This is a genomic window from Pseudomonas sp. MF6747 (assembly GCF_963890955.1).
GTDB lineage: Bacteria > Pseudomonadota > Gammaproteobacteria > Pseudomonadales > Pseudomonadaceae > Aquipseudomonas.
In genome coordinates, this window is the sequence record NZ_CAWPSZ010000012.1 from 412,141 (window position 1) to 425,558 (window position 13,418).

At 60.8% G+C, this 13,418-nt stretch carries 16 protein-coding genes; 7 read left to right on the forward strand and 9 right to left on the reverse strand.

Going from position 1 to position 13,418, the window contains the following annotated elements:
- Positions 1 to 62 precede the first annotated feature (62 nt).
- The gene (locus AACW30_RS14655) at positions 63 to 1,259 is read left to right on the forward strand and encodes an MFS transporter (RefSeq protein WP_106578425.1); all 1,197 of its coding nucleotides are present in this window, start codon (positions 63 to 65) and stop codon (positions 1,257 to 1,259) included.
- Here AACW30_RS14655 and arfB read toward each other — a convergent pair.
- The 3 genes from arfB to AACW30_RS14670 all read right to left on the reverse strand — a co-directional run bounded on the left by arfB (position 1,256) and on the right by AACW30_RS14670 (position 3,892).
- Positions 1,256 to 1,669 (reverse strand): alternative ribosome rescue aminoacyl-tRNA hydrolase ArfB, encoded by a 414-nt coding sequence (arfB, locus tag AACW30_RS14660; protein ID WP_034109044.1) that lies wholly within the window; start codon positions 1,667 to 1,669, stop codon positions 1,256 to 1,258. The genes AACW30_RS14655 and arfB overlap by 4 nt on opposite strands.
- Before the next feature lie 12 nt (positions 1,670 to 1,681).
- Complete coding sequence (locus AACW30_RS14665; RefSeq protein WP_106578424.1) at positions 1,682 to 2,365, reverse strand: pentapeptide repeat-containing protein; 684 nt, start codon at positions 2,363 to 2,365, stop codon at positions 1,682 to 1,684.
- 105 nt (positions 2,366 to 2,470) lie between these two features.
- On the reverse strand, positions 2,471 to 3,892 hold the full coding sequence (locus tag AACW30_RS14670) for an amino acid permease (protein WP_106578423.1): 1,422 nt from the start codon (positions 3,890 to 3,892) through the stop codon (positions 2,471 to 2,473).
- Between the two features lie 647 nt (positions 3,893 to 4,539).
- Here AACW30_RS14670 and AACW30_RS14675 point away from each other — a divergent pair.
- Together AACW30_RS14675 and AACW30_RS14680 are read left to right on the forward strand one after the other, a co-directional pair.
- Positions 4,540 to 4,677: a hypothetical protein gene (locus tag AACW30_RS14675; RefSeq protein WP_003175756.1), complete on the forward strand. Its 138-nt coding sequence runs from the start codon at positions 4,540 to 4,542 to the stop codon at positions 4,675 to 4,677.
- A 73-nt stretch (positions 4,678 to 4,750) separates the two neighbouring features.
- A complete protein-coding gene (locus tag AACW30_RS14680; RefSeq protein WP_200622977.1) occupies positions 4,751 to 5,710 on the forward strand; it encodes a leucyl aminopeptidase in 960 nt (319 codons plus the stop codon).
- 191 nt (positions 5,711 to 5,901) lie between these two features.
- Here the strand turns inward: AACW30_RS14680 and rluB are convergent, their stop codons facing one another.
- The 6 genes from rluB to AACW30_RS14710 form a co-directional block, all read right to left on the reverse strand.
- Positions 5,902 to 7,146: a 23S rRNA pseudouridine(2605) synthase RluB gene (gene rluB / locus AACW30_RS14685; protein WP_106578420.1), complete on the reverse strand. Its 1,245-nt coding sequence runs from the start codon at positions 7,144 to 7,146 to the stop codon at positions 5,902 to 5,904.
- Positions 7,147 to 7,290: 144 nt separating this feature from the next.
- Positions 7,291 to 7,482, reverse strand: coding sequence for a DUF1289 domain-containing protein (locus AACW30_RS14690; RefSeq protein ID WP_005790815.1), 192 nt, complete (start codon positions 7,480 to 7,482; stop codon positions 7,291 to 7,293).
- A gap of 135 nt (positions 7,483 to 7,617) precedes the next feature.
- Entirely contained in the window at positions 7,618 to 8,604 is a 987-nt protein-coding gene (gene scpB / locus AACW30_RS14695) for an SMC-Scp complex subunit ScpB (RefSeq protein WP_200622982.1), read from the reverse strand.
- 12 nt (positions 8,605 to 8,616) lie between these two features.
- Positions 8,617 to 9,315, reverse strand: coding sequence for a segregation and condensation protein A (locus tag AACW30_RS14700; protein WP_177410104.1), 699 nt, complete (start codon positions 9,313 to 9,315; stop codon positions 8,617 to 8,619).
- 120 nt (positions 9,316 to 9,435) lie between these two features.
- Positions 9,436 to 10,065 (reverse strand): L-threonylcarbamoyladenylate synthase, encoded by a 630-nt coding sequence (locus AACW30_RS14705; protein ID WP_106578417.1) that lies wholly within the window; start codon positions 10,063 to 10,065, stop codon positions 9,436 to 9,438.
- A gap of 13 nt (positions 10,066 to 10,078) precedes the next feature.
- Positions 10,079 to 10,942: a PHP domain-containing protein gene (locus AACW30_RS14710; RefSeq protein ID WP_106578416.1), complete on the reverse strand. Its 864-nt coding sequence runs from the start codon at positions 10,940 to 10,942 to the stop codon at positions 10,079 to 10,081.
- Between the two features lie 87 nt (positions 10,943 to 11,029).
- On the opposite strand from AACW30_RS14710, the gene AACW30_RS14715 reads away from it, so the two are divergent.
- The 4 genes from AACW30_RS14715 to AACW30_RS14730 all read left to right on the forward strand — a co-directional run bounded on the left by AACW30_RS14715 (position 11,030) and on the right by AACW30_RS14730 (position 13,139).
- A complete protein-coding gene (locus AACW30_RS14715; protein WP_106578415.1) occupies positions 11,030 to 11,626 on the forward strand; it encodes a septation protein A in 597 nt (198 codons plus the stop codon).
- 1 nt (position 11,627) lies between these two features.
- The gene (locus AACW30_RS14720) at positions 11,628 to 11,927 is read left to right on the forward strand and encodes a YciI family protein (RefSeq protein WP_015885584.1); all 300 of its coding nucleotides are present in this window, start codon (positions 11,628 to 11,630) and stop codon (positions 11,925 to 11,927) included.
- Positions 11,928 to 12,046: 119 nt separating this feature from the next.
- The gene (locus AACW30_RS14725; RefSeq protein WP_200622983.1) at positions 12,047 to 12,454 is read left to right on the forward strand and encodes a translation initiation factor 2; all 408 of its coding nucleotides are present in this window, start codon (positions 12,047 to 12,049) and stop codon (positions 12,452 to 12,454) included.
- Positions 12,455 to 12,461: 7 nt separating this feature from the next.
- Complete coding sequence (locus tag AACW30_RS14730) at positions 12,462 to 13,139, forward strand: response regulator transcription factor (RefSeq protein ID WP_200622984.1); 678 nt, start codon at positions 12,462 to 12,464, stop codon at positions 13,137 to 13,139.
- The last annotated feature ends 279 nt before the right edge of the window (positions 13,140 to 13,418 follow it).

The window sequence follows — 13,418 nt, forward strand, 5'->3', positions numbered from 1 at the left end:
AGGCGTCAGCGCCGGTATCATTAGCAGCCTATCTTTACCTGCTGCGACAGTGGACCTCTCCCATGCCAGATACCCAGCGCCCCATGGCGGTCACGCTGCAAGTCGTTTCCATCGTGCTGTTTACCTTTATCGGTTACCTCAATATCGGCATTCCCCTGGCCGTGTTGCCAGGCTATGTCCACAGTGAACTGGGCTACGGCGCGGTGATTGCCGGCCTGGTGATCAGCGTGCAGTACCTGGCCACGCTGCTGAGCCGCCCGTATGCCGGCAAAATCATCGACAACCTGGGCAGCAAGCGCGCGGTGTTGATCGGCCTGGTGGGCTGCGGCCTGAGTGGCGTATTCATGTTGCTTGCCGCGTGGTTTTCGAGCCTGCCGGCTGTCAGCCTGATCAGCCTGCTCATCGGCCGACTGGTGCTCGGCAGCGCCGAAAGCCTGGTGGGTTCGGGCGCCATCGGCTGGGGCATTGGCCGGGTCGGCGCGGCCAATACCGCCAAAGTCATTTCATGGAACGGCATCGCCAGTTACGGCGCACTGGCCGTCGGCGCACCGCTTGGGGTGGTGCTGGTGAGCCATTTCGGATTGTGGAGCATGGGCGTCAGCATCATTCTGCTGGCGGTGCTCGGCGTGTTTCTGGCCTGGAATAAAGTCGCAGCGCCGATTGTGGCCGGTGTGCGCCTGCCGTTCATGAACGTGCTGGGCCGCGTGCTGCCCCACGGCTGCGCGTTGGCCCTGGGCTCGATCGGCTTTGGCACCATCGCCACCTTTATCACCCTGTATTACACCACCCAGCACTGGGACAACGCCGTGTGGGCACTGAGCCTGTTCGGCGCCAGCTTCATCGGCGCGCGCCTGCTGTTCGGCAATTTGATCAACCGGATCGGCGGCTTTCGCGTGGCGATTGCTTGCCTGTCCGTGGAAATCCTCGGGTTGCTGTTGCTGTGGCTGGCCCCTGACGCCCACCTCGCCCTGGCCGGTGCGGCGTTGAGCGGGTTCGGCTTTTCCCTGGTGTTTCCGGCGTTGGGGGTGGAGGCGGTCAACCTGGTGCCAGCCTCCAGCCGGGGCTCGGCAGTGGGGGCTTATTCGCTGTTTATCGACTTGTCGTTGGGCATCACCGGCCCGTTGGCGGGTGCGGTGGCGGCGGGTTTCGGCTTTGCCTCAATCTTTCTGTTCGCCGCGCTCGCCGCCGCAGGTGGCTTGCTGCTGAGCCTGTACCTGTATCGGCAAGCGCCCAAGGCCCGCGAAGCGCGCGACGCTTAAAAGTCGACCTTGCCGCGCCCGGCCTTGATGCTGCCGCGCTTGGTCTTGGATTCCAGGCGGCGCTTCTTCGAGCCCAGGGTGGGCTTGGTCGGGCGGCGCTTCTTCTCGACCTTGGTGGCGCTGAGGATCAACTCCACCAGGCGCTCCAGCGCATCCGCGCGATTCTGTTCCTGGGTCCGGTATTGCTGGGCCTTGAGCACCAGCACGCCTTCACTGGTGATACGGCTGTCGCGCAGCGCCAGCAGCCGTTCCTTGTAAAAGTCCGGCAACGACGACGCCGGAATATCAAACCGCAGGTGCACCGCGCTCGATACCTTATTGACGTTCTGCCCACCGGCGCCCTGGGCGCGGATGGCGGTCAGCTCGATCTCGGCATCGGGCAGGTGCACGTTGTTGGAAATTACCAGCATCACTCAAAAACCTTAGGCAACGGACAAGCCCAATTCGGATAACAACATCGACGCCTGGGCTTTGGAAATCACGGCGCCTTTGAACAGTTTGGCATCATTGAGGCGAAAGCCGCTCAAATCCGCGCCCCGCAAGTCAGCGCCGGCAAAATTGGCACCGTTGATGCGGGCGTGGGCGAGGCTGCAGTCGATCAGTTCGGCCTTGCGAAAGTCTGCATCCGACAAGTCGCTGTCGGAAAAATCCAGATTATTGAGCACGGTTCGGGCAAACGACAGGCCGGACAAGAACGCGCTGTTGAGCAAGGTTTCGCTGAAGCTCAGGCCCAGGGACGCGCAATGGGTGAAGTTGGCGCCCGTCAGTTTGCACTGCGTGAAATTGGCTTGGGATAACTTGCTGCGCTGCCAACGGGTGTTGTTCAGGTCGCAGCTGATCAATTGCGCCTCGAGCAGGTTGGCCGCCTCGAACACGGCGTGCCCGGCCCGGCAACTTTTCCACTGCGTGCCTTCCAGGCGCGCACCGAGAAAAGAGGTTTGCGCCAGTGTGCAGCGCTCGAACACCCAATGCTCCAGCACCATCCGCGACAGGTCTGCCCCGCTCAAATCGACGCCCATCAAGCGCAACGGCCCGCGGTGCTGGTCGATCAGGTCTTGCACCTCATCGCGCTGCAAGCTGCCGCCGTCGATATCGATGTGCTGCATGAAGCCTCCGGGCAAGGGTCGATGAAAAAGAAGGCGCGAGTCTACCCTGTCGGCGCCGACAAAAAACCCGGCAAGGCGCCGGGTTTTCTGTTGAGGCAACACGGCTTACTTCAACGCCGCACTCGCCGTGGTCAACGCCGCTTCAGCGCTGCGCTTGTTCTTGATCCAGTAGCACAGCCCCATGAACGCCACCCATACCGGAATCGCGTACACCGAGACCTGAATGCCCGGAATCATCAGCATGATCACCAGGATAAACGCCACGAACGCCAGGCAAACGTAGTTGCCGTACGGGTACCACAGCGCTTTGAACAGCGGCACCTGGCCGGTGCGGTCCATGTGCTGGCGGAATTTTACGTGCGAGAAGCTGATCATCGCCCAGTTGATCACCAGCGTGGCCACGACCAGCGACATCAGCAGCTCGAGCGCGTGTTGCGGGATCAGGTAATTCATCAGCACCGCCACCAGGGTGACCGCCGCCGACGCGAGGATCGAACGCACCGGTACGCCACGCTTGTCGATCTTCGCCAGGGCTTTGGGCGCATCGCCCTGCTCGGCCATACCCAGCAGCATGCGGCTGTTGCAGTAGGTGCCGCTGTTGTACACCGACAGCGCTGCGGTCAGCACCACAAAGTTAAGGATGTGCGCGGCAGTGTTGCTGCCCAGCATCGAAAACACCTGCACGAACGGGCTGCCGCTGTAGGCATCGCCGGACGCATTGAGGGTTGCCAGCAGGCTGTCCCACGGTGTCAGCGACAACAGCACCACCAGCGCGCCGATGTAGAAAATCAGGATGCGGTAGATCACCTGATTGATCGCTTTTGGGATCACGGTTCGCGGCTGGTCAGCTTCGGCTGCGGTAAAACCGAGCATCTCCAGGCCGCCGAACGAGAACATGATGATCGCCATGGCCATCACCAAACCGCTGACGCCATGCGGGAAGAAACCGCCGTGGTCCCACAGGTTGCTCACCGAGGCTTGCGGCCCGCCACTGCCGCTGACCAGCAGGTAGCTGCCCAGGGCGATCATGCCGACGATGGCCACTACCTTGATGATGGCAAACCAGAACTCGGCCTCGCCGAAGACTTTGACGTTGGCCAGGTTGATCATATTGATCAGCACGAAGAACGCTGCCGCCGAGACCCAGGTCGGGATCTCCGGCCACCAGTAGTGCACGTATTTGCCGACCGCCGTCAGCTCCGACATGCCCACCAGAATGTACAGAATCCAGCAGTTCCAGCCCGACAGGAAGCCGGCGAAACCGCCCCAGTACTTATGGGCAAAGTGGCTGAAGGAGCCGGCGACCGGCTCTTCGACGATCATCTCGCCGAGCTGGCGCATGATCATGAAGGCGATAAAGCCGCAGATGGCGTAGCCCAGGATCATCGACGGCCCGGCTGATTTAAGCACCCCGGCCGAGCCCAGGAACAGGCCGGTGCCGATGGCGCCACCGAGGGCGATCAACTGGATATGCCGATTTTTCAGGCCGCGTTTCAGCTCGCCTGAAGAGGAATGGGGTCCACTCATGAAAAGGGTCTCACGCAAGGTTTGATGATGTTGAATGCACGTTGCTGCCTTGAATCTCGACTCAAGCAGCGCCGCTCAAACCCCAGCGCAGGCACCAGGAGTACAGCGTCTTTCTAACGGTCATGCGTCACCTGTTTGTTTTTATCTGTGACGAAATCGAACCCGTCCGGCTCGTGGCCAGGCGGAGTGATCAGGGTGGATAAACCCTGAGGTCTTGGCCTTTTGCGTAGGTACGCAAGGGAGTCACAGTAAAACGCGGCGCATTGTACACCGCTCGACAGCTTCGGGCCGCCCTCGGGGCGCGCCTGTGACAATCTGTCAGGCATTCCTTACAGCACCAGGGTGCTCAATGAGCGCGCGTGTTTATCGTAAATTAATCGTTACAGCCCGGAAAATAAGCGTTACAGCCGCGCTTGATCCGTAAGAAAACGGAAAAATGTCAGTATGACAAATCCTACAAATTAGCTTCGCCAGTCCGTTGTTTTTTCTGAATAAAAAACCGCCGCTAAAAAACAGAAGAAAAAATCCAAATGAGACCGTGTCAATAAATATTTTGCATTCTGAAACACACTCTCCTAGGTTCTTTCACTTGCCAGCGAAGCCCGTTGGCAAGCCGTTCTCAAACAACGTCCTCTAGGAGATACACCATGCAAGCACTGGAAAACGACCTGGAAACCGAACTGCAACTCGACGATTGGTTTGAAGCGCCGACCCATGAGGCCGCCGTTGAAATGATGCAAGCTGATGCCGTTGTGCCCTTTGGCACCGCGATGTGGCCTTTCTAATACCCGGCAGGCAACCGGCAGGTGTTGTGCACGGCACCTGCCCCCTTACCCCAGGCACAGAAGGACACACGTCATGGACAAGGCCCGCGCCGTCGAACACTTTCTCTACTACCTTGCGCATCACCCGGCCCTCGATGGCCTGAGCCGCCCAACCGTGCTGCTGGGCCACACCGAGCGCTATGACGCCATTGCCCAGGCGATCACCCACGGCAGCGCCGCCCGATTCAATTTCCAGTTGCAGCGCCTGGACCTGGCCGCCAGCGACACCCTGGCCCAGGCCATCGAAACCTGTGACCTGTACCTGTTTCTCTACGATTCCTCGACCCTGCCCAACCCACGCGCCGAAGGCCCGGACTTTATCCGCGCCCTGCAGGAGGTGATGGCCGAGCACTGGAAGAAATCCCTGCTGTTCAAGGATTACGGCGACTATTTCTACGACACCTTCAGCGTCGAGCCGCAACGCATTGCCGACCTCAACGCCACGCTGATCCGACGCATGTCCCAGGCCAACGTGCTGAGCTTTACCGACAAACACGGCTCGCGCCTGGAAGCGCCGATGAGCAGCATCAAGAAGTGGACCAATATCAATGGCGTCGGCAACCATGACCTGGCGCCGGGCGAGATCGCCACGCACAGCGAGGCCATCAACGGCCAGGTGCGGTTTGTCGGCACGTTTCTGAGCACCATCCCGTTTGCGCGCAAATACGGCGTACTGCAATCACCGCTGGAGCTGTGGATCGAGAACTCGACGATTTGCAGCGTGGCCAGCGATGTGCCGGGCTTGGCGGACGATTTCAACAAGTACTTGAATGCCAACCCGTCTAACCGTCGCGTGGAAGAGCTGGGGATTGGCACCAATGAAGGGGTCAAGGATTTGTACGCGCGCAATGCCGGGTTCGAGGAGCGCCATTGCGGCTTGCACCTGGGCTTGGGCGGCGGGCAGAAAGGCAGTCATCACCTGGATTTGATCTTTGCCAGCGGCGTGTTGGCGCTGGATGACAAGCCGGTGTTTGATGGAACGTTTGCGTTCTGAGCACAAAATTCAGAAACACTGGAGATACAAATGTGGGAGCGGGCTTGCTCGCGAATGCGCAGTGTCAGTCACCCGATGTACTGACTGATGCACCGCATTCGCGAGCAAGCCCGCTCCCACATTTTTGACCGTATTTCATGGCAAAAAAAACGCCAACCCGAGGGTTGGCGTTTTTTTGTGCAGCACTTACATCACTGCGGCTTCTTGCGACCAAAACCAGGACGCTGGCCCGAACCGGCCGGGGCGCCACGGCGCTTGCCCGACGGCTCGTCCGCGACCAGTTTCGGCCCAGGACGCTTGTTCGCTGCCGGCTTGGCTGGACGCTTGGTGCTGGCGCTGTCGGCTGGGCGGTCGGATGCCGGAGCACCACGGCCTTCACCACGGTTGCCGCGGCCGCCGCTTGGTGCTTCGCCGCCACGCGCAGGACGCGGGGTGCGAGGGCCACGCTCGCCTTCCTGGCGGGACGGCGCGGTTGGGCGACGCTCGCCTTCGATGTGCGGCTCACGCGAGATGCGACCGCCGGTGGCCGGCGCGTTCAGCGCAGGGCGCAGGGTGCGGGCAACACGTTCGGTACGGGCCACAGGACGCGACGATTTACGCTGCATACGCTCAAGCTTGTCTTTGCTCTTGGCGTTCATCTGCGGCATGGCAACCGGCGTCAGGCCAACTTCAGCGCTGAGGATATCGACCTCGTACTGGCTCATTTCGCGCCAGCGGCCCATCGGCAGGTCGGAGTTCAAGAACACCGGGCCGAAACGCACGCGTTTCAGGCGGCTGACTACCAGGCCCTGGGATTCCCACAGGCGACGCACTTCACGGTTACGGCCTTCCATCACCACGCAGTGGTACCAATGGTTGAAACCTTCGCCGCCTGGTGCCTGCTTGATGTCGGTGAACTTGGCCGGGCCGTCTTCAAGGACGACGCCCGCTTTCAAGCGCTCGATCATCTCGTCATCGACTTCACCGCGTACACGCACGGCGTATTCACGGTCCATCTCGTAGGACGGGTGCATCAGGCGGTTGGCCAGCTCGCCGTCGGTGGTGAACATCAGCAAACCGGTGGTGTTGATGTCCAGACGGCCGATGTTGATCCAGCGGCCTTCTTTCGGCTTGGGCATTTTGTCGAACACGGTCGGACGGCCTTCCGGGTCGTCACGGGTGCAGATCTCGCCGTCAGGCTTGTTGTACATGATGACGCGGCGCACCGATTCGGCGGCCTCTTCACGCTTGATGACCTTGCCATCAATGGTGATTGCATCGTGCAGGTCGACGCGCTGGCCAAGGGTGGCTTCAACGCCGTTGACCTTGATGCGCTTCTGGGTGATCCAGGCTTCGACGTCGCGGCGCGAGCCCACGCCGATACGCGCCAGCACCTTTTGCAGTTTTTCGCCTGCTGGGCCGATTTCCTGGCTGTCGTTCTGGTCTTGGTCGTTCATCTTAAGCACCTCCCGGTGGGTCGATTCAGGCGTGGCCTGAGGAGTGTTGAAAGCGGGGCTTTGGGCGAATACGTCGCCAAAGGGTCGCGAATCATACGCGCATGGCGCGCGTTGCGCATCACAGACTAGTCGATTAAGGCGCAGTCATTTGCTTTTCCGCCGACCGGTGGCGCCCAACGCCAACAGGCGCAGCTCGGCTTCGGCCAATACCGTGCGCTTGTCGACCTTGTCGAGCTTCTTCCAGGCGCGGATTTCGCGCTTGCTGCGGCCACAGCCGACGCAGATATCGTCGCTGAATTTGCAGATGCTGATGCACGGGTCTTTGGTGGAACTCATGTTTTCTCCCAGACAATCCAGACAATGGAGATCCAATGTGGCAAGGGCGCTTACCCCCGATGCAGTGTGTGAGCCTGCATTTTTGTCACTGGGGCACTGCTATCGGGGGCAAGCCCCTTCCCACATCGAAGTGCGTCAGTCTTCGAGTTGGCGGCGTTCGTTTTCGATGGCCTCGGCCAGCGCCCGGGCTTCGTCTTCCTCGTCGCTCAACGGCGGTTGTTCGAGGGCGGCGACGGCAGCCAGGAGTTTCTCGCGGGCTTCAGCCACGCCAAGGATGTCGTCCTCGGGCTCCGGTTCTGGCTCGGCTTCCGGTTCCGGTTCCGGTTCCGGTTCCGGTTCCGGTTCCGGTTCAACTTCGACCTCGGGCGCGGTTTCACCGTTCACCTGGGTTTGCGGTTCACTCGCACCGTCACGCAGCAAGTCATCGAAGTCGGTCTTGATCCCCTGCTCCATGTCGTCCAATTCGAGCAACAACGTATGGAAACTGGTCTCGTCCTTCGGCTCTTCCGGCTCGGCCGTGGCGTCGGCGAGTTCCTGCAGGCTGGCAGGAACCGGTGCGTCGTCGAAATCCAATACCGGTTCGGCCTCCATCTCGCGCAGTTCGGCGAGCGGCGGCAGGTCATCCAGGTTTTTCAGGTTGAAGTGGTCGAGGAACACCTTGGTGGTGGCAAACATCGCCGGTTTGCCGGGCACATCGCGGTAGCCGACGATGCGGATCCACTCACGTTCCAGCAATGTCTTGACGATATGGCTGTTGACCGCCACACCGCGCACGTCCTCGATTTCGCCCCGGGTGATTGGCTGGCGATAGGCGATCAGCGCCATGGTCTCCAGCATCGCCCGCGAATAACGCTGTGGACGCTCTTCCCACAGACGGCCGACCCAGGGGGAAAACTTCTCACGGATCTGCAGGCGATAACCCGACGCCACTTCGCGCAGCTCAAAGGCGCGGCCATCGCAGGACTTGCGCAGGATCTCCAATGCCTTCTTGAACACCGGTGGCTCGGGGCGCTCGGCCTCTTCAAAGAGTTCGAACAGGCGCTCAAGGGATTGCGGTTTACCCGAGGCCAGGAGAAAGGCTTCCAGCAGCGGCGCCAGTTCGCGGGGTTCAGTCAAATTCATCGATTCAGCTCGTTATTCGGCTCGCGCCCGCACGTGGATAGCCGCAAAAGGCTCATTCTGGACCAGCTCGACCAAGGATTCCTTGACCAGCTCAAGGATCGCCATAAAGGTCACCACCACCCCCAGGCGCCCTTCTTCTTTGGTGAATAACTCGACAAAGGGTACAAACCCGCCGCCCTTGAGACGTTCGAGTACATCGCTCATGCGCTCGCGGGTCGACAGCGCCTCGCGACTGACCTGGTGGCTTTCAAACATGTCGCCCCGGCGCAGCACTTCGGCCATGGACATCAGCAATTCTTCCAGGCTCACATCCGGCAGCAGCTTGCGCGCCCGGGCTTCCGGGGCGTCGAGCTTGGGCACGACCACGTCACGGCCAACGCGGCTCAGGCCGTCGATGCCTTCGGCGGCGGCCTTGAAACGTTCGTACTCTTGCAGGCGACGGATCAGTTCGGCGCGCGGGTCGTCCTCTTCGGCTTCGATGGTCTCCGAGCGCGGCAACAGCATGCGCGACTTAATCTCGGCGAGCATCGCGGCCATCACCAGGTACTCGGCGGCCAGCTCCAGGCGCACGGTCTGCATCAGCTCGACATACCCCATGTACTGGCGAGTGATTTCCGCCACCGGGATGTCGAGGATATTGATGTTCTGCTTGCGGATCAGGTACAGCAGCAAGTCCAGCGGGCCTTCGAAGGCTTCAAGGAACACTTCCAGGGCGTCCGGCGGGATGTACAGGTCCAGCGGCATTTCCAGGACCGCCTGGCCATAGACCATGGCAAACGGCAGTTCCTGCTGGGCGCCGGCCTGGCTGTCGACGGTTTCGACGACCGACATTCAGGCCTCGACCATGAACGGCGTCGGATCGCCGCAACCCACACGCACCACTTCCGGCTCGCCGTCGGCCAGGTTGATCACGGTGGAGGCCTTGTTGCCGCCGTAGCCACCGTCGATGATCAAGTCGACGTGTTTTTCCAGCAGGCGGCGCATTTCGTACGGGTCGTACAGCGGCTCTTCTTCACCGGGCAGGATCAACGACACACTCATCAGCGGCTCGCCCAGTTCAGCCAGCAACGCCAGGGCAATCGGATGCTCCGGCACACGCAGGCCGATGGTGCGCTTTTTGGGGTGCAGCAACAAACGCGGTACTTCGCGGGTGGCGTTGAGGATAAAGGTGTAGGGCCCCGGCGTATGGGCCTTGAGCAGACGGAAGGTGCCGGTGTCGACCTTCGCAAACAGCCCAAGTTGGGACAGGTCGCTGCAAATCAGTGCGAAGTTGTGATTCTTGTCCAGGTCACGCAGGCGTCTGACCCGTTCCACCGCGTTCTTGTCGCCGATTTGGCAACCAATGGCGTAGGACGAGTCGGTTGGGTAGATCACCACGCCGCCGGCGCGGATGATCTCCACGGCCTGTTTAATCAGGCGCGCTTGAGGGTTTTCCGGATGAATCTGGAAGAATTGACTCACGTGTTCTACCTGTTCAGACGGTGGCAATAATGGGGTCATGCTTGAATCGCCCCCACAACAGCGGCAGATCTTCCGGTACCTGGCGATACTCGCCAATCTCGGACCAGCCGCCTGGGCCATGAAAGTCACTGCCGGCGCTGACCAGCAGACCAAATTCGCGAGCAAGTATCGCCAGGCTGCCCACCTGATCGGCGGGTTGGTGCCCGTTGACCACTTCGATAGCGTGGCCGCCCGCTCCAATATAGTCGGCAATCAGCTTGCGGCGCTTGCTGCGGGTGAAATCGTAATGCCACGGATGCGCCAGGCTGACCCAGGCCCCAGCGGCCCGCAGAGTGGCGACGGTGTCTTCCAGGGTCGGCCAGTGTTGCTTGACGTCACCCAACTTGCCGGCGCCCAGCCATTTGCGAAAGGCCTCGGCGCGATCCTTTACAAAACCTTCACGCACCATCCAGTCGGCAAAGTGCGGACGGGCTGGGGCGTTGCCGCTGTCGCCCAGTTCCTGCTGGATGGCGCGGGCGCCCTCCAGGGCATTGGGCATGCCTTTAAGGCTGAGCTTGCGGCTTATTTCTTCGGACCGCAGCCAGCGGCCATCGTGCAATTGGGCAATGGCCTCGACCAACGGCGCGGCGTTCTGATCAAAACCGTAACCGAGCACATGAATGGTGGCGCCGCCCCAGGTACAGGACAATTCCACGCCGTTGACCAGTTGCATGCCCAACGCATGCGCGGCCGTACGGGCTTCATCGAGGCCTTCGAGGGTGTCGTGGTCGGTCAAAGACAGGACTCGCACGCCTTTTTCAAACGCACGCGCAACCAGTACCGCGGGCGCCAGGGCGCCGTCGGAGGCCGTGCTGTGGCAGTGCAAATCAACATTCACGGGGGTGTGTAACCTCAAGTCAGCTGGCGCTATCGCAACCAAGGATGTTTGTTATTATGCCGCCACATCCAGCTTCTGGCTCTTACTGTGAAACAATTCATCGACTTCATCCCGCTGTTGCTGTTTTTCATCGTTACCAAACTCGACCCCAGGGTCATTGATATCGCCGGTCACGAGCTGACATTCGGGGGCATCTACAGCGCCACCGCCGTGCTGATCATCAGCTCGATCGTGGTCTACGGCGCCATCTTCATCTCCCAGCGCAAGCTGGAAAAAAGCCAATGGCTGACCCTGATTGCCTGCCTGGTATTCGGTGGCCTGACCCTGGCCTTCCACAGCGAAACCTTCCTTAAATGGAAAGCCCCCGTGGTGAACTGGCTGTTCGCCCTGGTCTTCATCGGCAGCCACTTCATCGGTGATCGCCTGCTGATCAAGCGCATCATGGGCCATGCACTGACCCTGCCGGACCCGGTGTGGACACGCTTGAACGTGGCCTGGATCGTGTTTTTCCTGTTCTGCGGCGCCGCCAACCTGTTCGTGGCCTTTACCTTCCAGGCCTATTGGGTCGACTTCAAGGTCTTCGGCAGCCTGGGCATGACCGTATTGTTCCTGATCGGCCAGGGTATCTATCTGTCGCGCCACCTGCATGACACCGCCCCTACCACGCCGAAAACCGAGGACTGACATGCTCTACGCCATCATTGCTACCGACGTCGCCAACTCGCTGGAAAAACGCCTGTCCGTGCGCCCGGCCCACGTTGAACGCCTGAAACAGCTGCAAGCCGAAGGCCGCATCGTGCTGGCCGGCCCACACCCAGCCGTGGACAGCAACGACCCGGGCGACGCCGGCTTCACCGGCAGCCTGATCGTCGCCGAGTTTGCCTCGTTGGCCGACGCCCAAGCCTGGGCCAAGGCCGACCCGTATGTAGCAGCAGGCGTCTACGCTGATGTGGTGATCAAGCCGTTCAAGCAAGTCCTGCCTTGAACCGCTTTCTTTAATAAGGCCGGGCCGAACCTATTCGGTTCGGCGCGCTCCTAATTGCTCATTATTCTCGGTGACCTGCCGACAACGTTCTGAATATTCGTGTGGAATCAGGAGTTCCGATGCGCTTACGTCAGTTGTGTCTGTTGGCCGTGTTAACGATCGGGGCTACCGCCCACGCTGAAGAAACCTCGAACACCGGCAGTTCCACGCCCCTGTCCCTGAGTGCCGGCAGCCAGATCACCGAGTTGCAGCAACGTTTGAAAGAAAGCGAACGGCTGCGTGAAGAACTGAGCAAGCAATTGCAAAGCGCAGACACTGCCCGCGAAAGTGCCCAACTGAGTCGCTTGCGCCAAGAGAACCAACGCCTGGCCCAGCAACTCAAAGCATCACAAGGCGGCGCCTTGACCCGCTGGCTGACCGAGCAACAACAGTGGTTTGTCACCGGAGCGGCCGTCGCCCTGATCGCCCTGCTGTGCGGTATCTTCGCCAGCGGTGGGCACCGTCGCCGTCGACAATGGCTAAATTGAGTGAGTCATGAGCGAGCTGTTACTGATAGATGATGACCAGGAGCTCTGTGAGCTGCTGACCAGTTGGCTGAGCCAGGAAGGTTTCCAGGTGCGCGCCTGCCACGACGGCTTGAGCGCGCGCAAAGCCCTGGCCGACAGCGCCCCTGCAGCAGTGGTGCTTGATGTGATGCTGCCCGACGGCAGCGGCCTGGAGCTGCTCAAGCAATTGCGCAACGACCATCCGGAATTGCCGGTGCTGATGCTTTCGGCACGGGGCGAGCCGCTGGATCGCATCCTCGGCCTGGAGCTGGGCGCCGACGATTACCTGGCCAAGCCCTGCGACCCGCGCGAACTGACTGCCCGCTTGCGCGCCGTATTGCGCCGCAGTCATCCGGCGGCGGTGTCTACTCAGCTGGAACTGGGCGACCTGTGCTTCAGCCCGGTGCGTGGGGTGGTGACCATCGGTGAGCAGGAATTTGCCCTCACCGTTTCGGAGAGTCGCCTGCTTGAGGCCTTGCTGCGCCAGCCGGGTGAACCGCTGGATAAGCAGGAACTGGCGCAGATTGCCCTGGGGCGTAAGTTGACCCTCTATGATCGCAGCTTGGATATGCACGTGAGCAACCTGCGTAAAAAGATCGGCCCACACCCGGATGGCCGACCACGGATCGTGGCGTTGCGTAGTCGCGGGTATTATTACAGCCTCTGAGGATTGCAGGGGGTTGGGCTTTTTGGGGTGGGGGTATATCCGTTATTTGGGTGATGGCCGCTTTGGGTTCCGCCCTTACGGCGGGTCACTTTGGAAAAGCCCCAAAGTAACCAAAGGGCTCTTGCCCCACCACTCGGCACCTCGCTCACGCTTCGGTGTGCCCTCACTCCGGCTTGAATCCGTGGGCCGCCGTGACGGGCCATCCATGGCCCAACACGGCTAACCCGGCGTCCTGCCGGGTTACCCACGGATTCAAGCCTGCGTTCGGCCAGCGTGGTT

What these genes read in the sequence shown, in the direction of transcription:
- AACW30_RS14730 (WP_200622984.1), top strand. Translation starts at nt 12,462, where the DNA reads ATGAGCGAGCTGTTACTGATAGATGATGACCAGGAGCTCTGTGAGCTG.
- AACW30_RS14680 (WP_200622977.1), top strand. Translation starts at nt 4,751, where the DNA reads ATGGACAAGGCCCGCGCCGTCGAACACTTTCTCTACTACCTTGCGCAT.
- rluB (WP_106578420.1), bottom strand. Translation starts at nt 7,146, where the DNA reads ATGAACGACCAAGACCAGAACGACAGCCAGGAAATCGGCCCAGCAGGC.
- AACW30_RS14665 (WP_106578424.1), bottom strand. Translation starts at nt 2,365, where the DNA reads ATGCAGCACATCGATATCGACGGCGGCAGCTTGCAGCGCGATGAGGTG.
- scpB (WP_200622982.1), bottom strand. Translation starts at nt 8,604, where the DNA reads ATGAATTTGACTGAACCCCGCGAACTGGCGCCGCTGCTGGAAGCCTTT.
- arfB (WP_034109044.1), bottom strand. Translation starts at nt 1,669, where the DNA reads ATGCTGGTAATTTCCAACAACGTGCACCTGCCCGATGCCGAGATCGAG.
- AACW30_RS14690 (WP_005790815.1), bottom strand. Translation starts at nt 7,482, where the DNA reads ATGAGTTCCACCAAAGACCCGTGCATCAGCATCTGCAAATTCAGCGAC.
- AACW30_RS14720 (WP_015885584.1), top strand. Translation starts at nt 11,628, where the DNA reads ATGCTCTACGCCATCATTGCTACCGACGTCGCCAACTCGCTGGAAAAA.
- AACW30_RS14725 (WP_200622983.1), top strand. Translation starts at nt 12,047, where the DNA reads ATGCGCTTACGTCAGTTGTGTCTGTTGGCCGTGTTAACGATCGGGGCT.
- AACW30_RS14655 (WP_106578425.1), top strand. Translation starts at nt 63, where the DNA reads ATGCCAGATACCCAGCGCCCCATGGCGGTCACGCTGCAAGTCGTTTCC.
- AACW30_RS14670 (WP_106578423.1), bottom strand. Translation starts at nt 3,892, where the DNA reads ATGAGTGGACCCCATTCCTCTTCAGGCGAGCTGAAACGCGGCCTGAAA.
- AACW30_RS14675 (WP_003175756.1), top strand. Translation starts at nt 4,540, where the DNA reads ATGCAAGCACTGGAAAACGACCTGGAAACCGAACTGCAACTCGACGAT.